We start from the raw sequence: 22,795 nt of genomic DNA on the forward strand, positions 1-22,795 counted from the left end.
TCAACTATCAAAAATCAATCAAGATCCACCGTAGCTCATTAGGGTTATGCAATGTATAATTCGTTAATTCAGCAGCCATTTATGTGAGAAGTATGGATAACTTAATCGCTATCGTTGCCACTCTAATGTACGTTTTATCGATCGCAACCATAGTGCCTAGCCTAGTCAACCACACAGGTATAAGAGCAAAGTCAGTTTTTATTTCTGCTTTCTTAGCACTTGTTTTTCATGCTTGGCTGCTTGGAGATCTGATTCTCAATGTCACTGGGCAAAACTTGAGTATGCTCAACGTTGCGTCACTGATTAGCTTTATTATCTCTCTAGTCATGAGCGTAGCGATGTTTAAAACTCGCTTATGGTTCTTGTTGCCTGTGGTTTATAGCTTTTCAGCTATTAATGTCTCGGCCGCAACATTTCTACCGAGTACTTTCATTACGCACTTGGAAAACGACCCTAAACTGCTCGTTCATATATCACTGGCTCTGTTCTCGTACTCGACTTTGTCTATTGGCGCGCTCTATGCGTTGCAACTTGCTTGGCTCGATTACAAATTGAAAAAGAAAAAAGCTTTAGCAATTAACCCTAATTTGCCACCATTGCTGATGGTTGAACGTCAACTGTTTAAAATAATTCTGATTGGCAACTTGCTACTAACTGGTACTCTTATCACTGGTTGGTTTTTCGTTCAGGATATGTTTGCTCAAGGTAAAGCACACAAAGCGATACTTTCCTTTATAGCTTGGGTGGTTTACTCCATTTTACTTTGGGGCCATTACCAAAAAGGCTGGCGAGGAAGAAAGGTGACATGGTTTGCAGTTGCCGGTGCAACACTTCTGACTCTGGCTTACTTTGGTAGCCGATTTGTCAGAGAAATCATCCTAAGCTGAGTAACGTTTTGCGAGTTGTCTTGATTGACTTCCCGCTTATCATAATCCATTAATTAATAAAGTTTATTTACCTAAATCTGTTATAAGGAAAAAGATCGTTTTGGACGATATCTCTACGGGTATTTTATTTGCGCTGCTTGCGTGTCTTATCGTTATTTCTGCCTATTTTTCCGGTTCTGAGACAGGCATGATGTCTCTCAACCGTTATCGTTTAAAGCACCTCGCCAACACAGGGCACAAAGGTGCAAAACGAGTTGAGAAATTACTTAGTCGTCCAGATCGTCTTATTGGCCTAATTCTTATCGGTAATAACCTAGTCAACATTCTCGCTTCTGCGATTGCGACGATTATCGGTATGCGTCTGTATGGTGACTACGGTGTTGCTATCGCAACAGGTGTGTTGACTCTTGTGGTACTTGTCTTTGCTGAAGTCACACCAAAAACATTAGCTGCGTTGTTCCCTGAGAAGGTCTCTTACGCAAGCAGTGTTCTGCTGACAATACTGATGAAAGTCTTTGCACCATTAGTCGTATTCGTAAACTTTATTACCAACGGTTTTATTCGTCTATTGGGCGTAAAGAACTTAAGCAGTGGCGATGATCATCTGAGTTCTGAAGAGCTTCGCACAGTCGTAAACGAAGCAGGTGGTCTTATTCCTCGTCGTCACCAAGATATGCTGTTGTCGATTCTTGACCTTGAGCACGTGACGGTGAATGACATTATGATTCCACGTAATGAAATTACGGGGATCAATATTAATGATGACTGGAAATCCATTGTTCGTCAGTTAACTCACTCTCCTCATGGTCGTGTAGTCTTGTATCGTGACCAAATAGATGAAGCCGTAGGTATCTTGCGTTTACGTGAAGCATCTCGCTTTGTGTTGGAGAAAAGCGAACTGAGCAAAGAGATCATCCTGCGAGCCGCTGATGAGATTTATTACATCCCTGAAAGCACACCGTTAAACGTTCAGCTACTTAAATTTCAACGTAATAAAGAGCGAATCGGTCTAGTCGTTGATGAATATGGCGATATTATTGGTTTGATTACTTTGGAAGATATTCTGGAAGAGATTGTGGGCGAGTTTACCACGTCTATTGCTCCAAGCTTATCTGAAGAAATCACGCCACAAGGTGATGGTAGCTTCCTTATTGAAGGCAGTGCGAACATTCGAGATATCAACAAGAGCCTGAAATGGAAACTTCCTACAGACGGTCCAAGAACGCTTAACGGTTTAATTCTGGAGCATCTTGAAGAGATCCCGGAAAGCCATATTAGCGTCAAAGTAGCCAATCATCCGATGGAAATTGTTGAGCTGGAAGAAAACCGTATTAAGCTGGTTCGAGTTCATCCTCGCAAACCGAAGAAAGTGTAAATCTCTTTTCTGAGAACACAAAAAAGGCTTGGTAAACCAAGCCTTTTTAATATCTGCAATCTGACGATGTTTAGTCGATTTTTAGCTCTTTCAGCATATCTTCTGGCAAAGCTAACTCATCGTTACGGTTAACACTGATACCCGCTGCGATAACAGTCTTAGCAATTTCCTTCGCTTCTTCTAGCGAGTGCATTGCTGCTGTACCGCATTGGTATTCATTCAGTTCAGGGATCTTATTTTGAGATTCCACTTTCAGCACATCTTGCATTGCTGCAAGCCAAGCATCAGCCACTTCTTGCTCAGTTGGTGTACCAATCAGGCTCATGTAAAAACCTGTACGGCAACCCATTGGTGAAATATCAATAATCTCTACATTTGAACCGTTTAGGTGTGCACGCATAAAACCTGCATATAGATGTTCAAGGGTATGAATACCTTTTTCAGACAAAATCGCTTTGTTTGGCATAGTAAAGCGCAAGTCAAAAACCGTAATAGTATCGCCCTTAGGGGTTTGCATTTTCTTAGCTACGCGCACCGCAGGTGCATTCATTCGAGTATGGTCAACCGTAAAGCTGTCTAATAATGGCATTGTTCTTTCTCTCCAATGGTGCTGGAATTTAATTCTATTCCAGCACAGATAAATGGTTTGCTAACTATTTTATTTACTAATGATAGCGATCTAAGCATCAATGGTGAAGCTGCTTATTTCAGGTAAGCAAAATACTGTTCAAGGTACTCATCAAAACTCACCGTATCTTGTTGTTCGATACTGAGTTGTTCTTGAGCAGAACGAATGACCTCTTCTTCCATCAACTCTTTTGAATAAACTTGATATTGATGCTCAAGGTTTTGTTGACGATATTGCATACCTAACGCACACCCAGCTTTACCTAAACCACCGGCCGTTTTTACGATTTCTAGCAGTTGTGCCGATAACGTTTTGTCAGGATTATCGATCCACGTTTCTAGCTCATTGCACACTTGCTGATACGCATTACCGCCAAGCTCTGCATCCATCACTTCAGCAATTTGGCGTAAATCAGCAAACACTCGCTTCGCCCAGTCTTGTAACGATAGTTTTTCACCATGGCAGCCAATTTGCAGCTCAAGACCCACTTGACGGCCTTGAACAATGACTTTGTTCCAGTTGTCTCTCCAACATTCCAGTTCACAACTGTCCATAGGATCTGAGTCTGAAAGCGCTGCCCATGTTAAGAACAGATCTAAGAATCGGACTTGCTGTTCTGTTACACCCACAGGGCTGAATGGGTTCACATCCAGAGAGCGAACCTCAATATATTCAACACCACCTCGAGCTAACGCTTCTGATGGTTTCTCACCACTCTTCGCTACTCGTTTAGGGCGGATTGGTGCATACAGTTCATTTTCAATTTGCAGAACGTTGCTGTTGAGCTGACGATACTCACCATCCACTTTGACACCAATTTCGGCAAACTCAGTAGAAGGCGTACGGATTGCTCTGTTCAATCCTTCAAGATACTGATTTAAACCGTTGAAGCCGATTTTCAGCCCACTCTGAGCACTGTTGGTATAACCTAAATCACTCAAGCGCAGAGACGTTGAGTGTGGAAGATACAAAGTGCCGCCAACTTTCTCAAATGGCAGCTTTGTTTCGCGGCCACGAATAAAGGATGAACAGAGTGCTGGCGATGCACCAAAGAAATACGGGATCAACCATCCAAATCGATAGTAATTACGGATCAACGCAAAGTAGGCTTCCGATTTTGTATCCTGACGCGTAATTTCATCTTGCTCACCATACAAAGCGTCCCAGAATGAATCAGGGAAAGAGAAGTTGAAATGAACGCCGGAGATAATCTGCATCAAGCTGCCATAACGCTTTTTAAGACCTGCGCGATACAAAGTTTTCATTCGTCCGGTATTCGACGAGCCATATTGAGCAAGATTAATGTCATCTTCACTGCCCACATAGCAAGGCATAGATAACGGCCACAATTTCTCATCATTGATCTTAGACTGAGCAAAATGATGTATGTCTTTCAATTGTGACATTAACGTTGCAACATCATTAGAAACTGGCGTTATAAATTCCAGCAAAGACTCTGAAAAATCTGTTGTGACCCAACGGTTCGTCAAAGCACTGCCAAGTGATTGAGGATGTGGCGTCAAAGCCAGCTCACCATCTGATGTATAGCGTAATGTTTCACGTTCAACACCACGGCCAAACTGCTGAAATACTTTAGATTTATTTGCAACTCGTTCAAGTCGCTCGGCAAAATTAGTCAAATTGAAATTCGCTTATATGTATTGTGAGTCGGCCTAATCCTCTAGCGGTTCAACCTTGTTAAGTGGAAGAATCTACGAAGACAGACAGGAGGCACGCGAACGTCGCCTCCTCTTTTATGTGTACTCTAGCGGATGATTTCAAGCTCTTCTACGGGAATTGTTAATTTTTCTAGTTGAGGCTTGAGTGTTTTTGCATCACCGACCACGATAATCTGGTAATCATTCGGATTAAACCATTTCGCAGCTAAACGATCTAGTGTCACTTTATCAACGCGTTTTACTATCTCATTACGAACTTGTAGATAATCTCTATCCAAGCTGTAGGTCAATATGCTACTCAATAAGGAGGCTTTTTGTCCCGGAGTTTCATACTTCAATGCATCTTGCTGCCCCACAGCCAGACGTAAGAAATCCATTTCTTGCTCAGTTAAACCATGCTCGCTGAACTTCGCCATTTCATTCTGTAACTCAATAATCGAGTCTAACGTAGCATCTGCTCTGACTTGAGCATTAAACACTACAGCCCCCACTTCTCGGTTGCTGGAAAAGTAACTGCTCGCACCATAGGTAAAACCTTTATCTTCACGCAGATTCTGATTGATACGACTATTGAAATTGCCGGCAAGATTAAAGTTTGCCAGTTGGCTCAGGTAAAGTTCACCCGTTGCGTCAAACGGTAAACCGCGTCTAACTAGGCGAACGACTGATTGAGGCGCATCCGGTTTATCCACCAGATAAACTTTTTTGCTGGTTAAGTTAGGAACAATTTGCGGATCAATCAGAGGCGAAGCTTCCCCCTTCCAATTGGCGAAGAAGTTAAGCTGTTTGCGAATATCCTGCTTTGAAACATCCCCAACGACCACAATTTGAGCTCCATTCGGTGTGTAATGTTTACGATAGAAATGCTTCACATCTTCCAAGGTCAAACTGGCGATAGAATCATTGGTACCATCACTGGAGCGAGCAAAAATCGAAGAGCCAAACAACACTTGGCGAGTTGCTTGCGATGCTAGCCATTCCGGTTGCTGATGCTGGTAGACCATTCCTTGAATCATCTGCTGCTTGATTCGGTCAAAATCTTCTTGCTTAAAGCCCGGTTGGAATAACACCTCTTCAATGACCGACAAAGTTTCAGCCAGATTCTTCTCTAAACTAGAAACCACAACGCTTGTTGAATAGGTATTCGCATTCACGCTGATGGTTGAGCCTAGTTTATCCAACTGCGCTTGAATCTCTTCTACATTCCTTGATGCTGAGCCCTGTTCCATCATGGCTGCGGTTAGATTTGCTAAGCCTTCCTTTCCTCTCGGCACATGTCTTTCACCTGCTGGAAGTTTAAATTGAATGACCACAGTCGGAGTTTCAGATGTTTTGGTTCCAAGCAGTTCAGCACCGTTGTTGAAGTAAATGTCATACAACATCGGTAAGCGAGCCTGAACTCCCTCGGCGACTTTCGGCATTACTGAACGGTCGAAATTATCTTCTACATGACGGTACGTCAGTTGCTGTTCAGAAATTTTTTGGTGCTCAGGCAAATCACGTTCAGGTGTAACAAATGTCGCCTTCTTCACTGCAAAACTTGTCTTACCTTGTGGGACAACACTAAGCGTGACTTTATTTTTGCCATTAATGTACTTGTTATATGCCGCTGTGAGGTTTTTTGGCGATACATGGCGCAGTTGTTCCAGCTGATCTTCAATACGATCCGGTTGACCATAAAAGGTTTCATTTGCCGCCAACTGAGCCACTTTTCCTGACACACTCTGCAAAGCAAATACCGAGTTCGCTTCAGCCATTCCTGTGATTTGTTCTAAACGCTCAGCCGCAACGCCCTTCGATTTGAACTCATCAAGTGTCTGCATAAGCTCTTTATATAAAGGCGCTAACTGACCTCTATTACCAGCAGGGGCCATAGCAAACACATAGAAATTACACGCCAGCTCTGAACAGTCATGGAAAGAACCAGCACTGACCGCCTTCTGAGTTTTAACTAAGTTTTGGTACAAATAGCTGTTAGTTCCACTCCCAAGAACACTAGCTAAAACATCCAGAGACATTTGATCACCAGCACCACGATATGACGTCGGCCAGCCAATCACCACCATAGGCTGTTGAATACGGTCTTCCATGGTTATAAAGCGGTTTTCAGGCAAAATCGCTGGCTGCTTTTTGGCATTTTTCACTTCCGGACCTTTAGGAATAGATCCAAAATATTTGTTTACCCATTGAAGCGTTTCATCGACGTCAATGTCACCACCGATAGTCAAAACAGCATTGTTTGGACCGTACCAGCGCAGGAAAAACGCTTTTAAATCGTTAACATCGACTTTATCCAAATCTTCGACATACCCGATTGTCTGCCAAGAGTATGGGTGCCCTTGCGGATAAATGGCTTCACCCATTTTCTCCCACATAAGACCATATGGACGGTTGTCATAATTCTGCGCACGCTCATTCTTCACTGTATCGCGCTGGATTTCGAACTTACGTTGAGAGACCGCATCAAGTAAGAAACCCATACGATCTGCTTCTAACCACAGTACTTTTTCCAGTTGATTAGCCGGTACCGTTTCATAGTAGTTTGTACGGTCTCGATTAGTTGTGCCATTCAAGGAACCGCCCGCTTCAGTGAGCAGCCGAAAGTGTTCTTGGTCACCCACATTCTTGGATCCTTGGAACATCATGTGTTCAAAAAAGTGTGCAAAACCAGATTTGCCAACTTCTTCACGAGCAGAGCCCACATGATAAGTAACGTCTACATGCACTAACGGATCAGAATGATCCGGAGAAAGAATAACGGTTAATCCATTATCTAACTGGTATTTAGAATAAGGGATCATCACTTTGCCGGACGCTGCTTCAACTTGTTCAACTAAGTGAATGCCTTGAGGAAGTGAGGAGAGATCAGCCTCTGGTTTGGTTTGAGTACTACAGCCATAAATGGCGATTAACGAGAAGGCTCCAGCCCAGATTTTCCTCATAACATCTCCTTAGAAAATCTTAGAAAAAGAAAAGAACGGCTAGAATGGAATATCGAAGCGCTTTGCCAATCAAAATCATGACAAATGAAGGTAAAAATTTCATTCTTAACCAGCCGGCCGCTAAACACAGTGGATCGCCAATAATAGGTAACCAACTAAACAGTAAAGACCAGTAACCGTACTTAGTTAGCCAAGCTAAAGCTTTATGACCATGCTTTTGCTGCTGAGTTCTATTCGGCAGCCATAAACCTAACCAATAGTTGACTAAGCCACCAAGGGTATTACCCAAAGTTGCGATTGTAATGACAGAAAACACGGAATATTGATTAAGCGCTAAAGTAGCGAGTAAAGCGGCTTCTGAACCACCGGGAAGTAGAGTTGCACTAAAAAAGCCGCCAAAAAAGAGAACCCACAATGCTGAATCAGAGAATAACTGCGCAAATTGGGTAAAAAGAGAGTTAAAAAACTCAATCATTTCATATCTAACAAAACCTTGCCTCGTGTATGACCCGTTTCTATTTGTTTGTGGGCTTGTTGAACTTCATCCATAGGATAAATGTGTTGAATTTCAGTTTTTAGCAATCCAACACTAACCATGTATAGCATAGTGTCTAATTGTTCAGGATTAGGATCTACCAACATACCTGTGGCTTGAAAACCCAACATTTTCGCTTTCTCACAAATCAGTTCAGCACTTAATGTCGGAACAGTGACAACACGAGCATTATCATTTAGACACTTCAACGCATCCAAAGCAGCATCTCCGCCAACAAGGTCGATCAATACATCCACTTTTTCAATACGCTGTGATACAGGCGCAAACTGATAGTTAATCGCATGGGCACCAAGAGTAGCCAGATAATCCAGATTACTTTCACTGCAAGTGGTATAAACCTCTGCTTTTGCAGCAATGGCTATCTGTACAGCCAAATGCCCGACACCACCAGCACCCGCTAAAATCAGTACCACATCACCTTCTTTCACTTCCGCTTTATTCAAAGCCTGAGCAGCAGTTTGCCCCGCAAGAGGAAGCACGGCAGCGGCTTCTAAAGTTACTGCTTCAGGCACCAGGCTCAGTTCCTTTTCTGGAACACAAACATATTGGCTATAACCTCCACCTTGAGTAGGAAAACCAATAAAACCAGCAACGTTATCGCCATCTTGCAAACGAGAAACACCCTCGCCGACTTTTATAATCTGCCCTGCAACATCATAGCCCGGTACCCAAGGTAAATTGTCTTTATTTTGAGCTGCAGCCCAACCTAAACCAGCCCGTGTTTTTACATCAATCGGATTGATTCCAGAATATGCGACACGGACTAATACCTCGCCAGCTTTCGGCTCTGGTATTGGTGACGATAATATTGATAAAACTTCAGGCCCACCAAACTGGGTAATAGCAATTTGCTTGTTTTCCATTTCAACTGTCCCTATAGCGCAAATAAAAAAGGGATGCTGCAGCATCCCTTTGAATATATACCAATATTTACAAACACTACAGTTTCATACCGCGAAAGCGTTAAGCAAAGATAATGTCCTCTATTGATACGTTCAACCAATTGGTTTCATCAGCCAGCTATTAACCTACTAATGCGAGTAACACACCAGCGGCAACCGCAGAGCCAAGAACACCCGCTACGTTGGGTCCCATAGCATGCATCAACAAGAAGTTTTGAGGGTTAGCTTGTAAGCCAACCTTGTTAACCACTCGTGCTGCCATAGGAACCGCAGATACACCAGCCGCACCGATAAGCGGGTTGATATCCTCTTTAGAGAATTTATTAAGTACCTTAGCCATAATGACACCACCAGCAGTACCGATACTGAATGCCACTGCGCCTAAAGCCAAAATACCCAACGTTTCTAAATTTAAGAATTTATCCGCTTGCAACTTAGAACCAACACCAAGCCCTAGGAAAATAGTGACGATGTTGATCAACTCATTTTGCGCAGTCTTAGACAAACGCTCAACGACACCCGCTTCGCGCATCAAGTTTCCTAAACAGAACATACCAACGAGTGGAGTTGCTGACGGTAGGAACAAAATAGTCATCAGAAGGACAATCAGAGGGAAAATGATTTTTTCTGTTTTCCCAACATGACGAAGCTGAGCCATTTTAATCTGGCGCTCTTCGGGAGTCGTCAGAGCTTTCATAATTGGCGGCTGAATAATAGGTACTAATGCCATGTAGCTGTATGCTGCTACAGCAATCGCACCCAGCAGATCCGGCGACAGCTTACTCGCTAAGAAAATCGCTGTCGGGCCATCAGCACCACCGATGATTGCAATCGATGATGCATCTGCCATGGAAAATTCCATTCCCGGAACATAGTTAAGGAAAATTGCACCAAATAAGGTTGCAAAAATACCTAACTGAGCAGCCGCACCTAACCACAATGTTTTGGGGTTTGCGATTAAAGCGCCAAAGTCAGTCATTGCTCCTACACCCATAAAGATCAACAACGGGAATACACCCGATTCGATCCCTACGTGGTAAACGTAGTAAAGCAAACCTCCCGGTTCGGTGAAACCAGCATTTGGAATATTTGCCAGAACCGCGCCAAAGCCAATTGGCAGAAGTAACAAGGGTTCAAAACCTTTACGAATAGCAAGGAACAGCAGCAAACAACCAACCATGATCATAATGATCTGACCTAGTTCAAAGTTAGCTATACCTGTTTCACGCCATAAGGTTATTAATCCGTCCATGGTACTCCCTTACGCCAAGCTCAGCAGTGGTGAACCAACAGCAACAGCATCACCCTCTTTAACATGAAGATCCTGAACTAAGCCTGAGCGAGCCGCTCTGACTTCCGTTTCCATCTTCATTGCTTCGAGAATAATGAGTACATCGCCTTCTGCAACTTCTTCACCAGCTGCTACGTTTACTTTGAAAATAGTACCGGCTAGTGGCGCAGGAACGTCTTCAGCGTTATCAGCAGCGGCAACTGGAGCCGTAGCCGCAGGTTTAGCCTGCGCAGGTGTAACCGAAGTAAGCTGACCTTGAGGACCGACTTCCACTTCGTACACGTGGCCATCAACTTTAACACTGTAAGTTTCGATGCCACCAACCGCTGACGCAGCAGGTTTAGTTACAACTGGAGCAGCCACTTCTTTACCCGGTGCAGGCTCGAAAGCTTCTGGGTTGTGGCGGTTCTTCAGGAACTTCAAGCCAACTTGAGGGAACAGCGCATATGTCAGGACATCATCAACGGTGTCTTCTGCCAAAGAAATACCTTCCGCTTTTGCTTTCTCTAGCAATTCGGTCGTTAAGTGTTCCATCTCGTCTTGCAATAGATCTGCAGGACGGCAGGTGATCACTTCTGCACCATCGAGAACACGAGCTTGCAACTCAGTGTTTACTTCAGCAGGAGTCGCACCGTATTCACCTTTCAATAAACCCGCCGTTTCTTTAGTGATGCTCTTATAGCGCTCACCTGTCAGAACGTTGATCACAGCTTGAGTACCGACGATTTGTGACGTCGGCGTTACCAAAGGAATATAGCCAAGATCTTTACGAACACGAGGGATCTCTTCGAGAACTTCATCGATACGATCAGCCGCGCCTTGTTCTTTAAGCTGACCTTCCATATTGGTCAGCATACCGCCAGGGACTTGAGCAATCAAAATGCGAGAATCAACGCCTTTTAACTGACCTTCCCACTTCGCGTATTTCTTACGCACTTCACGGAAGTAAGACGCAATAGGTTCGATCTGCTCAAGCTTCAAATTCGTATCGCGTTCAGTACCTTGCAGCATAGCGACAACAGTTTCTGTTGGCGTATGACCGTAAGTCTGGCTCATGGAAGAAATTGCGGTATCAAGAATGTCGATACCAGCTTCCACCGCCTTCACCGCTGTTGCTGTCGATAAACCTGTGGTTGCATGGCAATGTAGAGCAAGTGGAACATCGCACGATGCTTTAATACGAGTAATCAGCTCTTCAGCTTCATATGGTTTAAGCAGGCCAGACATATCTTTGATACACAAAGAATGACAACCTAAATCTTCCAATCGCTTAGCAAGATCAACCCAAGTATCGGCATTGTGAACCGGACTGGTGGTATACGAGAGCGTACCTTGAGCATGAGCACCGACATCAATTGTCGCTTTTACTGCTTTCTCAAAGTTACGCACATCATTCATCGCATCAAAGATACGGAACACATCCATACCATTGGTATGCGCACGCTCAACAAATTTCTCTACCACATCATCAGCATAGTGACGATAACCCAGTAAGTTTTGACCACGCAAAAGCATTTGCATTGGTGTGTTAGGCATTGCTCTTTTCAACTCTCGTAAACGCTCCCATGGGTCTTCGCCCAAGAATCGAATACATGCATCAAATGTTGCTCCTCCCCAAGTTTCAAGAGACCAATAGCCAATTTTGTCCAACTCTGCTGCAATCGGCAGCATATCTTCGATACGCATGCGCGTAGCAAATAAAGATTGATGGGCATCGCGAAGGACCACATCGGTTATGGCAAGTGGTTTAGACATGCTTATTAACTCCTTTTAATTATTTACTACCTTTCGCAGCAGCTAGAGTACGGTGCTGATGTACAGCAGCAGAAATAGCCGCTACAACCTGTGGGCTAACCGTTTGTTGGTTCAACGCCCCAGATTTCACTGGTACTTTTTTATTTTTAGTAGGTGTACTGATCGGTTGAGGTACTTCTTGAGGTACCAATTTAGACATTAACCGAACGAGATAAACCAATATGGTTAGGAATAGAAAAACGAAGCCCATCCCTGTCATCATCAGGGTGGCCGCGTCTACTAGCAGGCTTCCAATGTTTGTCATGTTGCTTCCTTTCTTTTGTCATCCTGACAACAATCGTCAAAAAAAACGAGATTCCTCGTTATGACAAGTGAGCGAAAATTATCTCAATTGATTAAAAATTGTCAATTTAGTTGAGAGTACTCTTCTAGAAGCGCCACATATTGAGTGTCAGATTTATGGCATAGCTAACAAAACGGCGCAAACCGATTGTAAGCAAACCAACGCGTGAGCCACGTATTTGTATCCATTACGATGAGAATAGTGAAACTTTGAAATGAAATAAGAAATATGGGAGGTAAAGTCATGTTGGTTCGATACAGAACAGTGACTTACTACTTGCAGATAAACAAGAATTGTATTTTTAACAAAAGAAAAAAGCCTCGCATTATGCGAGGCTTTAAATAGTGGCGCGTCCTGGAGGATTCGAACCTCCGACCGCCTGGTTCGTAGCCAGGTACTCTATCCAGCTGAGCTAAGGACGCGCAGAGTTAATGAGTTTAAATAAAAACATCAACTTAAATAATGGCGCGCTCAGGAGGATTCGAACCTCCGACCGCCTGGTTCGTAGCCAGGTACTCTATCCAGCTGAGCTATGAGCGCGCAGTTTTTAATATTCTAGTCTTAAAGATTGAGACTGATATAAGGGCATTACCCTGATGCTTAGGACTCTTTTTACAGACATCTTAAACATAAATAGTGGCGCGTCCTGGAGGATTCGAACCTCCGACCGCCTGGTTCGTAGCCAGGTACTCTATCCAGCTGAGCTAAGGACGCGCAGAGTTAATGAGTTTAAAAAAACATCAACTTAAATAATGGCGCGCTCAGGAGGATTCGAACCTCCGACCGCCTGGTTCGTAGCCAGGTACTCTATCCAGCTGAGCTATGAGCGCGCAGTTTTTAATATTCTAGTCTTAAAAACTAAGACTGATATAAGGGCATTACCCTACATCCAAGATTCTTGTTGTTACCAACAACATCTTAGACGATAAATAGTGGCGCGTCCTGGAGGATTCGAACCTCCGACCGCCTGGTTCGTAGCCAGGTACTCTATCCAGCTGAGCTAAGGACGCGCAGGGTGTGAAGCATATCACACTAAGTTTATTTCAGAACAAAAAAATTGACCGTTGGTCAATAAATGGCGGTGAGGGAGGGATTCGAACCCTCGATGCGGCTACAAACCGCATACTCCCTTAGCAGGGGAGCGCCTTCGGCCTCTCGGCCACCTCACCGCATTATTCACATTCAATAACTTGCTATAAAAACAAGAGAAAGAATATGGCGCGTCCTGGAGGATTCGAACCTCCGACCGCCTGGTTCGTAGCCAGGTACTCTATCCAGCTGAGCTAAGGACGCACTTTGTTCTTTGCTTGGCTGCTAACCCAAACAAGGCAAGAATGGCGGTGAGGGAGGGATTCGAACCCTCGATGCGGCTACAAACCGCATACTCCCTTAGCAGGGGAGCGCCTTCGGCCTCTCGGCCACCTCACCGTCTTGCGGAGGCACATATTACGATTTACCAAAAATATGTCAAACATTTTCTTGGCAAAAATAGCAAAAACCAAGTCAATCGTTGCCTATTTAATCAAAGCGCTATGAAATTACACTTTTATTAAAAATCGCATCTCTTAAAAACAAAAAAGGCTGGCTAATTTGCCAGCTCTTTTTGAAAATTAGTAGTTGCCAGATGAAACGTTACCATTGCCCTTTTCAGCTTGAATGCGCATGTAAATTTCTTCACGGTGAACAGATACTTCTTTCGGCGCATTTACACCAATACGTACTTGGTTACCTTTTACGCCTAAAACAGTAACAGTGACTTCATCACCGATCATTAGAGTTTCGCCAACACGACGAGTCAAAATTAGCATTCTTTGCTCCTTGAGTAATCTCTGAATTATCTTGCAGTTACACTATTATCCAACAGAAGTTATATTTTGGTAAACTCTGTTGGCAGTCTATTAACCTAAAGATACTTGCCTAGGTTGAAAATCTAATAGTTCGTCAGAAGTTATAAAAGCCTCATGCAAAATATTAGCTGCTGAATTAACACTTTCTGGACTTAACATAAGCATGAATGATTGCGAAGTCGTTGAAACATAATGAATATTTATGTCGTGTTCAGCCAGTAATGCAAAAGAGCGGTCAACGAAGCTCGGGGCCTGTAAACCTACTGTGGTTAATAAACTCACATGTTCACTATTACGGATTTTGTCACTGAACACCAGCTTCAACTTAGCACAAGCATCAAGTTTTATGACCACTCCTGCCCAATCTGTATCCTCGATCACACTCCACACCTCAATACCTAACATTTGGCAACGTTTCTGTAGGTTTGAAAGTGCTTCATGTTCAATGGTAATCAAAGCCATATCTCTTTGAATGGCGATACCACAGACAGGTTTGGTTCCCTGCTCCCCTTTAATCAAACTACCTTCATTAACATCGAAAGTAGACAAGACACGAAGTGGAACCGCATTATCCCATGCATACTGAACACATGGTAAATGTAAAACTTTTGCACCCTTACGAGCCATTTCTTCCATAGATGGGAAATCTACAACATCTAATTTCTGAGCATTCGGTACCACTCTTGGATCACAAGAGTAGACACCATCTACATCAGTAAAGATTTGGCATTCGTCAGCCTTGAGAGCTCCGGCAAGTGTCACAGCACTTGTATCTGAGCCACCGCGCCCTAACGTGGTGATGTCCCCATTCTCATTAACACCTTGAAAACCAGCTACTATCACGATTTGATCTTGTTCTAGTAGCTCGTTAATCGTTCGTGTATCAATGTACTTAATCGTCGCGTCATTGTGCAGGTTATCTGTCACTATGTTCGCTTGAGCTCCGGTTAGTGAACGGGCAGCAAAACCTAATTTATTTAAAGTCATTGCTAACAGTGCCATAGACACTTGTTCACCAGCAGAGAGCAAAACATCAAGTTCTCTTGCAGTTGGTACGCTATCGATTTGTTGGGCTAATGCCACTAATCGATTCGTTTCACCCGCCATTGCAGATACAACTACAACAACTTGATTACCATCATTTTTCGCCTTTATGATGTGTTCAGCTACAGTATGGATTGTTTCAATTGAACCCATAGAAGTTCCGCCAAACTTTTGCACGATAAGGGACTTTTTCACCAGTATTCACCTTCCCAAGACCGAAGTCTCATACGCACCAACTCGTTTATCCAACCGATAAATTCGTTTAGTAATAACAAAAACAAAACCAAGCAGATAACTGAGCGGAAAACTCCACCCAATTAAACCACTTGGTCAATGGAATTAAACATACGTCAGTTTAAGGTGAAACTGACGTAGCTAATTAATTTATAAGCGTTCTTCTAGCCAAGGCTGAACAGTTTGCATAGCCGCAGGTAAAGCTGATACATCGGTACCACCTGCCTGAGCCATATCAGGGCGACCGCCGCCCTTACCGCCAACTTGTTCTGCAACCATTTTAACTAAATCACCTGCTTTAACTTTGCCAGTCAAGTCGTTAGTTACACCAGCAATAAGACCGACTTTGTCGTCCGCCACATTGGCCAGTAGAACAACACCACTACCAAGTTGATTCTTAATATCGTCAACCATGGTTCTTAGATTCTTACTGTCTGCGCCTTCAAGACCAGCGATAAGAACTTTAGTGCCGTTGATCACTTGAGCTTTGCCCATAATGTTGGCACTTTCAGCCGCTGCCATTTTGTCTTTCAGCTTCTGAATTTCTTTCTCTAACGCTTTCGCTTTGTTAGCTGCTTCAACAAGCTTCTCTTCATACTTGCGTGTTTGAGCATCGATAACATCTAGTGCTGATTCACCAGTAACTGCTTCAATACGGCGAATACCTGCTGCGATACCGCCTTCGGAAGTGATCTTGAACAGACCAATATCACCCGTATTTGATGCGTGAATACCACCACACAGTTCAGTTGAGAATTCACCCATTGAAAGCACACGAACTTGGTCATCGTATTTCTCACCGAACAGTGCCATTGCACCTTTCTTCTTCGCTGATTCGATGTCCATGATGTTCGTTTCAATCACGTGGTTACGACGTACTTGTTCATTAACCAAACGCTCTACTTCTTTCAGCTCTTGAGCAGTTACAGCTTCAAGATGAGAGAAGTCAAAACGCAGACCTTCAGGTTTCACTAAAGAACCTTTCTGAGCCACGTGTTCACCTAATACTTGGCGAAGTGCTGCATGTAACAGGTGAGTCGCTGAGTGGTTAAGAGACGTTGCTTGACGACGTTTAGCATCGACAACCGCTGTCACTTTATCGCCTTTAGCAAATACACCTTCAACAAGTACACCGTGATGAGCAAAAGCATTGCCTAGTTTCTGAGTGTCTTCGACTTTGAACAAACCTGATTCAAGTTTTAGTACACCAGCATCACCACACTGACCACCGGATTCTGCATAGAAAGGGGTTTCGTCTAGTACAACAATCGCTTTGTCGCCCGCTGACAATGAATCAACTTCGTTGCCTTCAACGAACATAGCAGTGATAGTGCCTTGACCTTCTGTCGCACTATAGCCACAGAACTCAGTGCTACCATCGACTTTGATTAGCGTGTTGTAATCAGTGCCGAATTGACCTGCTTCGCGAGCACGTTGGCGTTGCTCTTCCATTGCCGCTTCAAAACCAGCTTCGTCGATTGTGAAGTTACGTTCACGAGCAACGTCGTTAGTTAAGTCAGCAGGGAAACCGTATGTGTCATAGAGTTTGAATACTGTTTCACCGTCAAGCTCATTGCCTTCTAGGTTATCCAGTGCTTCATTTAGAATAGCCATACCGCGATCAAGTGTGCGACTGAAGTTTTCTTCTTCAATGCGAAGTACTTTCTCAACCACAGCTTGTTGCTTCTTAAGCTCTTCACCTGCTGTACCCATAACATCAGCCAGTACAGAAACAAGTTTGTAGAAGAAAGAGCCTTGAGCACCCAGTTTGTTACCATGGCGAACTGCACGACGAATGATACGGCGCAGTACATAGCCACGACCTTCGTTAGAAGGCATAACACCGTCTACGATTAGGAATGCACATGAACGAATATGGTCAGCAACAACGCGCAATGACTGGTTAGAAAGATCGTCATGACCTGTCACTTCAGCGGCTGCTTTAATTAGCGTTTGGAATACATCGATTTCGTAGTTTGAGTGTACGTTTTGCATAATTGCAGAGATACGCTCAATACCCATACCCGTGTCCACAGATGGCTTAGGTAGTGGTTCCATCGTGCCATCAGCATGACGGTTGAACTGCATAAATACGTTGTTCCAGATCTCGATGAATCGGTCACCATCTTCTTCTGGAGAGCCCGGAGGACCGCCCCAAATATGATCACCGTGATCGTAGAAAATTTCTGTACATGGACCACATGGACCAGTATCGCCCATCTGCCAGAAGTTATCTGATTCATACGCTTTACCGCCTGGCTTGTCACCAATGCGAATAATGCGATCTGCCGGAATACCAACCTGTTTGTTCCAGATATCGAATGCTTCATCATCAGTTTGGTAAACCGTGACTAGCAGGCGATCTTTTGGTAGTTGCAGAACTTCAGTCAGAAATTCCCATGCGAATTTGATGGCGTCTTCTTTGAAGTAATCACCAAAGCTGAAGTTACCCAACATTTCAAAGAATGTGTGGTGACGCGCGGTGAAACCCACGTTCTCTAAGTCATTATGTTTACCACCAGCACGAACACAGCGTTGAGCTGTTGTTGCGCGAGTGTATGCTCGTTTCTCTAAACCTAGGAAACAATCTTTAAACTGGTTCATCCCTGCGTTAGTGAACAGCAAGGTAGGATCGTTAGCAGGCACCAAAGACGAACTTTCGACGATTTGGTGGCCTTTACTTTCAAAGAATGAGAGGAACGCGCGGCGAACCTCATCCGTGCTCATGTACATGCAGCTCTTCCTGAAATACTCAAGTTAGAATTTTGCGCTATTGTAAAGCATGGATAAGAGTTCGCCTAGTTTTCTTAAAGAAAAGACGAACAAGAATTGAAATTTAGCGGAATGTCATGAAGTTAAATGACGAATAGAATTGAGACGAGTGACAGCAAGCGGTAGAGCAATTTGTTCTCAGCGCCCACCTTCTTCATCGTTACTCAAAGCGTAGTTTATTTGGTCGAAGTTAAAGCCACGGTACTGAAGGAATCTTACCCTCTTCGCGTACTCTTTTTGGTCTTGAGTCATAACGTGTTTGAATTTCTTTTCTGCCGTTTGCTTCGCTAACTCAAACCAATCGACTTCTTCTTGTTCTAATGCGCTATTAACCGCATCATTTTCAACACGTTTTTGTTGCAGTTCCTGACGAATTCGCCTTTCACCATGCCCTTTTGCAATATGCTGTCTAACTTGGCTCCGAGCAAAGCGTTGATCATCTAGGTAACCTTGCTCTTTACAATAGATGACCGCTTGTTGAACTTCCTCTTCTTCAAAGCCTTTCAACAGTAACTTTTGCCAAAGTTCAAACTCGCCATGATCACGTCTTGTCAGCAGATACAAAGCGCGTTCTTTGCAGCTCATCTTATTAGGGCTTGAATACATATCACCTCAAAGCTCACACCTAAATTTTAATAACAAAAAGCCCCGCTAATCAGCAGGGCTCTGAAATCGCTATCACTGTGTTGATTAAACCAGTAGTGATTAAAATTCTTCTTCTTCAACAGACGGCTGAGCTACATCAGCAGATACAGGTGCTTCTAAGCTAGGGTTTAGTAGCATCTCGCGAAGTTTAGCGTCAATCGTTGCTGCTGCTTCTGGGTTCTCTCGTAGGTATTTACATGCGTTAGCTTTACCTTGACCGATCTTGTCGCCATTATAGCTATACCAAGCACCAGCCTTCTCAACCAGCTTGTGTTTAACACCTAAATCAATCAGTTCACCTTCGCGGTTAAAACCTTGGCCGTAAAGAATTTGCGTATCAGCTTGTTTAAATGGCGCTGCAATCTTGTTCTTAACCACTTTGATACGTGTTTCGTTACCAACAACTTCATCGCCTTCTTTGATAGAACCAGTACGACGAATATCTAGACGTACAGAAGCGTAGAATTTAAGAGCGTTACCACCCGTTGTTGTTTCAGGGTTACCGAACATCACACCAATCTTCATACGAATTTGGTTGATGAAGATACACATACAGTTTGACTGCTTCAGGTTACCCGTTAATTTACGCATTGCTTGAGAAAGCATACGAGCTTGAAGACCCATGTGGCTATCGCCCATTTCACCTTCAATTTCTGCTTTTGGAGTTAGTGCTGCAACTGAGTCGACAACCATAACATCTACCGCACCAGAACGAGCCAATGCGTCACAGATTTCAAGTGCTTGCTCACCAGTATCTGGCTGAGAAACCAATAGTTCATCAATATTAACGCCGAGTTTGCGAGCGTAGATTGGGTCTAGAGCATGCTCAGCATCAATAAAGGCACAAGTTTTACCTACACGTTGCGCTGCAGCAATCAGTTCAAGAGTCAGTGTTGTTTTACCTGAAGATTCTGGACCGTAGACTTCTACAATACGTCCCATTGGTAAACCACCAGCACCTAACGCGATATCCAAAGAAAGTGAACCCGTAGAGATGGTTTCTACATCCATAGTACGGTTGTCACCAAGGCGCATAATCGAACCTTTACCGAATTGCTTTTCAATTTGACCTAGGGCTGCGGCTAACGCCTTCTGTTTATTCTCGTCCATTACTTTCTCCAGACTGTCACTTGCGTGATGTTAGGGTTCATTGACCCTGGAAATTGGTTGACTTAATTACGTCGAATGCTGCTCATTATACTGTTGATTCATACAGTGTCCACCCCTGTATGGAAAAAAGTTGTCACTTGCCGAAAAGTCAGAGACTTAAGACAAATGCTCTTTAATTGTTTCTAAGGCATGGATCACAGCTTGGGTTCGAACAGCACTGCGATCGCCAGTAAAGTGTTGAGTTTCAACCTTGAGCCATTCGGATTTATCTGCCCAAGCAAAGCACACTGTCCCAACTGGTTTTTCTTCACTTCCTCCAGTCGGTCCTGCAATACCGCTGATCGAAACACCGATAGTCGCGTTGGAATTTTTCAGTGCTCCTTGCACCATTTGAATCACAACGGGTTCAGATACCGCGCCAAATTCCGCGAGAGTTTGCCCTTCAACGCCAATCATTTCTTGTTTTGCTTCATTGCTATAGGTAACAAAAGCCCGATCAAACCATGCAGAACTTCCTGCAATTTCAGTGATTGCATTGGCGACACCACCACCAGTACAAGACTCAGCCGTCACTAAAATCTGTTTGTGCTTAAGCAATAACTCGCCCAGTTGTTGGCTTAATTGTTCTACGGAATTCATGAGAAAATACCTAACCTTTTATCAATCAGATAAAGCTAACTGATAGTCAACCAATTGCCAACCGCAGAAATAATAAGAGTGCCAACAGGCACTCTTATCTTTAGCGTTTGTTCAGACATATAGAACAATTAAATCTCGAACATTAAGTTACCCGGAGCCAAGAACGGCCAGCGTATAACTTCCGGTGCTTGATGGGAATCATCAGCAAAGAAGTACCCTACTTGAGGCAAAGCGAAAACCTGATCGCCGCGCTTTAGAGATTGCTCATTGAGAGAACGGTGAGAAAGTTTCGCTTCCCAAAGTTCATCGGTTTGCCAACCAATTGGTGATAACTCAACTCGCACTTCAGCCCCAACAGGGTTGATAGACACCACTTCACAAGGCAATGATGCTTGGCTGTTTTCTTTTGTCGATAGGCTCAGCTCATGGCTACGTATGTAAAGCTGACCGTTTTTCTGTGTCGTTTCATTAAATGGTGGCAAAACAAACGCTTCGCCATTCTTCCACTGTTCTTGCTGCCAGTTCGCTTTGAACTGGTTGACGTTACCAAAGAAATCAAACACAAAACGGCTATTCGGATGTGCATACAGCTCAACTGGCGAATCCACCTGCTCAATTCTACCATTACTCATTACCACTACGCGATCAGATAGCTCTAGAGCCTCATCCTGATCATGAGTCACGAATACGCTGGTAAAACCAAGTTCATCATGCAAACTGCGTAACCAGCGACGCAAGTCTTTACGTACTTTTGCATCCAATGCGCCGAAAGGTTCATCAAGTAAAAGTACTTCTGGCTTCGTTGCTAGCGCTCGCGCAAGTGCGATACGCTGCTTTTGCCCGCCAGAAAGCTGCTCTGGGTAGCGACCAGCTAAATGTCCAAGCTGCACAATTTCCAGCAGTTGCTTTACTCGCTTATTGATTTCAGCTTGAGAAGGACGTTGTGAACGTTCCATAACCTGCAAACCAAACGCCACGTTGTCAGCCACCGTCATGTGACGAAATAGCGCATAGTTTTGGAAAACAAAACCGACTCGGCGGTCACGTACGTGTACGTTAGTCACATCGCGATCGCGGAAATGGATAGTTCCAGAATTGGCACTTTCCAAACCCGCAATAATACGCAGTAATGTTGTTTTACCTGAACCTGACGGTCCAAGTAAGCCAATCATTTCACCATCTTCAATATGCAAGGAGAGTGGCGAAAGTGCCTGAAATTTGCCGAAATGCTTCGAAATATTGTCTAAACGAATACTCATAACGTTCCTTGCTGCTCTTGTTTAATGACATGATTTCGTTCTTGGCGCCATTCAACAAAGGCTTTCAAAATCAAAGTTAATAAGGCGATAAAGGCCAAAAGTGACGCACTCGCAAATGCCGCTTCTGATTGGTAATCCTCATAAAGAAGCTGAACATGTAAAGGCAAGGTGTTGGTTTCACCACGGATATTACCTGACACAACCGCCACTGCACCAAACTCACCAACAGCTCTTGCATTGGTTAGGATGACACCGTAAATCAATGCCCACTTAATGTTTGGCAGTGTGACTCGGCGAAACAGTTGCCACCAAGAGGCACCAAGGATCACCGCTGCTTCTTCATCGCTACGACCTTGTTGCTGCATCAAAGGAATCAATTCTCTGGCAACAAATGGACAGGTCACAAACACCGTCACAAGCACAATACCCGGCCAAGCAAACATGATTTGTAGATCGCGTTCATATAACCATTCACCGAGCCAACCGCTGCTGCCATAAAGCAGCAGGTAAAGCAGTCCTGCAACAACAGGCGATACCGCGAATGGAATATCAATTAAGGTGGTAAGAAATTTACGCCCTGTAAACTCAAAGCGAGTCACTGACCACGCTAGCATCACACCGAATACTAAGTTAATCGGCACCGTCAGTAACGCCACCACCAAAGTTAGGCCGATTGCATGCAGGGTATCTGGTTCACTGAGGTTAGTAATGTAAGTTTCTAGGCCACTGGCAAAGGCTTGTTGAAATATGCTCAGCAGTGGAATCAACAGCAGCACTGCCACAAAAAATAACGCCAGAGAGATTAAACTCCATTTAACCCAAGGCTGTTCACCGACTCGTAAAGGTCTTTGATTTGCCGTTCTTTGACTAGACATAACGAATAGACT

At 43.9% G+C, this 22,795-nt stretch carries 18 protein-coding genes and 8 tRNA genes; 2 read left to right on the forward strand and 24 right to left on the reverse strand.

The annotated features are described in order from the left end of the window. The first annotated feature begins 92 nt into the window (after positions 1 to 92). Both L3V23_RS04355 and L3V23_RS04360 read left to right on the forward strand, forming a co-directional pair. Positions 93 to 887: an inner membrane protein YpjD gene (locus L3V23_RS04355; RefSeq protein ID WP_042480529.1), complete on the forward strand. Its 795-nt coding sequence runs from the start codon at positions 93 to 95 to the stop codon at positions 885 to 887. A 100-nt stretch (positions 888 to 987) separates the two neighbouring features. Next, on the forward strand, positions 988 to 2,262 hold the full coding sequence (locus L3V23_RS04360; RefSeq protein WP_042480532.1) for a CNNM domain-containing protein: 1,275 nt from the start codon (positions 988 to 990) through the stop codon (positions 2,260 to 2,262). A 70-nt stretch (positions 2,263 to 2,332) separates the two neighbouring features. Here the strand turns inward: L3V23_RS04360 and luxS are convergent, their stop codons facing one another. The 24 genes from luxS to cysW form a co-directional block, all read right to left on the reverse strand. After that, positions 2,333 to 2,851 (reverse strand): S-ribosylhomocysteine lyase, encoded by a 519-nt coding sequence (luxS, locus tag L3V23_RS04365; RefSeq protein ID WP_042480533.1) that lies wholly within the window; start codon positions 2,849 to 2,851, stop codon positions 2,333 to 2,335. Positions 2,852 to 2,964: 113 nt separating this feature from the next. Beyond that, positions 2,965 to 4,530, reverse strand: coding sequence for a glutamate--cysteine ligase (gene gshA, locus L3V23_RS04370; protein WP_102966080.1), 1,566 nt, complete (start codon positions 4,528 to 4,530; stop codon positions 2,965 to 2,967). Between the two features lie 125 nt (positions 4,531 to 4,655). Continuing rightward, the gene (locus tag L3V23_RS04375) at positions 4,656 to 7,511 is read right to left on the reverse strand and encodes a pitrilysin family protein (RefSeq protein ID WP_102966079.1); all 2,856 of its coding nucleotides are present in this window, start codon (positions 7,509 to 7,511) and stop codon (positions 4,656 to 4,658) included. Between the two features lie 19 nt (positions 7,512 to 7,530). Next, entirely contained in the window at positions 7,531 to 7,986 is a 456-nt protein-coding gene (locus L3V23_RS04380) for a YqaA family protein (RefSeq protein ID WP_042480540.1), read from the reverse strand. Beyond that, a complete protein-coding gene (locus tag L3V23_RS04385) occupies positions 7,983 to 8,930 on the reverse strand; it encodes an NADP-dependent oxidoreductase (RefSeq protein WP_042480544.1) in 948 nt (315 codons plus the stop codon). The genes L3V23_RS04380 and L3V23_RS04385 overlap by 4 nt, the downstream gene beginning before the upstream one ends. 160 nt (positions 8,931 to 9,090) lie before the next feature. Then, positions 9,091 to 10,221, reverse strand: coding sequence for a sodium ion-translocating decarboxylase subunit beta (locus L3V23_RS04390; RefSeq protein ID WP_042480546.1), 1,131 nt, complete (start codon positions 10,219 to 10,221; stop codon positions 9,091 to 9,093). A gap of 9 nt (positions 10,222 to 10,230) precedes the next feature. Continuing rightward, a complete protein-coding gene (gene oadA, locus L3V23_RS04395; RefSeq protein WP_102966078.1) occupies positions 10,231 to 12,015 on the reverse strand; it encodes a sodium-extruding oxaloacetate decarboxylase subunit alpha in 1,785 nt (594 codons plus the stop codon). 19 nt (positions 12,016 to 12,034) lie between these two features. Then, positions 12,035 to 12,319 carry an oxaloacetate decarboxylase subunit gamma gene (locus tag L3V23_RS04400; protein WP_102954445.1) on the reverse strand — a complete coding sequence of 95 codons (285 nt, stop codon included), beginning with the start codon at positions 12,317 to 12,319 and terminating at the stop codon, positions 12,035 to 12,037. A 384-nt stretch (positions 12,320 to 12,703) separates the two neighbouring features. Beyond that, positions 12,704 to 12,780, reverse strand: a tRNA-Arg gene (locus L3V23_RS04405). A 41-nt stretch (positions 12,781 to 12,821) separates the two neighbouring features. After that, a tRNA-Arg gene (locus tag L3V23_RS04410) sits at positions 12,822 to 12,898 on the reverse strand. 97 nt (positions 12,899 to 12,995) lie between these two features. Beyond that, positions 12,996 to 13,072: transfer RNA gene (locus tag L3V23_RS04415), tRNA-Arg, on the reverse strand. Between the two features lie 39 nt (positions 13,073 to 13,111). Then, positions 13,112 to 13,188, reverse strand: a tRNA-Arg gene (locus L3V23_RS04420). Positions 13,189 to 13,291: 103 nt separating this feature from the next. After that, positions 13,292 to 13,368: transfer RNA gene (locus tag L3V23_RS04425), tRNA-Arg, on the reverse strand. Between the two features lie 66 nt (positions 13,369 to 13,434). Next, positions 13,435 to 13,527: transfer RNA gene (locus L3V23_RS04430), tRNA-Ser, on the reverse strand. A gap of 47 nt (positions 13,528 to 13,574) precedes the next feature. Next, positions 13,575 to 13,651, reverse strand: a tRNA-Arg gene (locus L3V23_RS04435). 42 nt (positions 13,652 to 13,693) lie between these two features. Then, positions 13,694 to 13,786 (reverse strand) — tRNA-Ser (locus L3V23_RS04440). A 182-nt stretch (positions 13,787 to 13,968) separates the two neighbouring features. Further along, positions 13,969 to 14,166: a carbon storage regulator CsrA gene (gene csrA, locus L3V23_RS04445; RefSeq protein WP_042480555.1), complete on the reverse strand. Its 198-nt coding sequence runs from the start codon at positions 14,164 to 14,166 to the stop codon at positions 13,969 to 13,971. Between the two features lie 90 nt (positions 14,167 to 14,256). After that, positions 14,257 to 15,444, reverse strand: a complete 1,188-nt coding sequence (locus L3V23_RS04450) for an aspartate kinase (RefSeq protein WP_102964573.1) — start codon at positions 15,442 to 15,444, stop codon at positions 14,257 to 14,259. A 189-nt stretch (positions 15,445 to 15,633) separates the two neighbouring features. Then, positions 15,634 to 18,216 carry an alanine--tRNA ligase gene (gene alaS, locus L3V23_RS04455; RefSeq protein WP_102964574.1) on the reverse strand — a complete coding sequence of 861 codons (2,583 nt, stop codon included), beginning with the start codon at positions 18,214 to 18,216 and terminating at the stop codon, positions 15,634 to 15,636. Between the two features lie 177 nt (positions 18,217 to 18,393). Next, positions 18,394 to 18,861, reverse strand: coding sequence for a recombination regulator RecX (recX, locus tag L3V23_RS04460; RefSeq protein WP_102967130.1), 468 nt, complete (start codon positions 18,859 to 18,861; stop codon positions 18,394 to 18,396). Positions 18,862 to 18,960: 99 nt separating this feature from the next. After that, a complete protein-coding gene (gene recA / locus L3V23_RS04465; protein WP_042480567.1) occupies positions 18,961 to 20,010 on the reverse strand; it encodes a recombinase RecA in 1,050 nt (349 codons plus the stop codon). A gap of 156 nt (positions 20,011 to 20,166) precedes the next feature. After that, positions 20,167 to 20,649, reverse strand: coding sequence for a nicotinamide-nucleotide amidase (gene pncC, locus L3V23_RS04470; RefSeq protein WP_102955402.1), 483 nt, complete (start codon positions 20,647 to 20,649; stop codon positions 20,167 to 20,169). Between the two features lie 128 nt (positions 20,650 to 20,777). Beyond that, positions 20,778 to 21,908 carry a sulfate/molybdate ABC transporter ATP-binding protein gene (locus L3V23_RS04475; protein WP_042480572.1) on the reverse strand — a complete coding sequence of 377 codons (1,131 nt, stop codon included), beginning with the start codon at positions 21,906 to 21,908 and terminating at the stop codon, positions 20,778 to 20,780. Further along, positions 21,905 to 22,783: a sulfate ABC transporter permease subunit CysW gene (gene cysW / locus L3V23_RS04480; RefSeq protein ID WP_042480575.1), complete on the reverse strand. Its 879-nt coding sequence runs from the start codon at positions 22,781 to 22,783 to the stop codon at positions 21,905 to 21,907. The genes L3V23_RS04475 and cysW overlap by 4 nt, the downstream gene beginning before the upstream one ends. Between the last annotated feature and the right edge of the window lie 12 nt (positions 22,784 to 22,795).

This window comes from Vibrio sp. A1-b2 (assembly GCF_021726015.1).
Classification (GTDB): domain Bacteria; phylum Pseudomonadota; class Gammaproteobacteria; order Enterobacterales; family Vibrionaceae; genus Vibrio; species Vibrio diazotrophicus.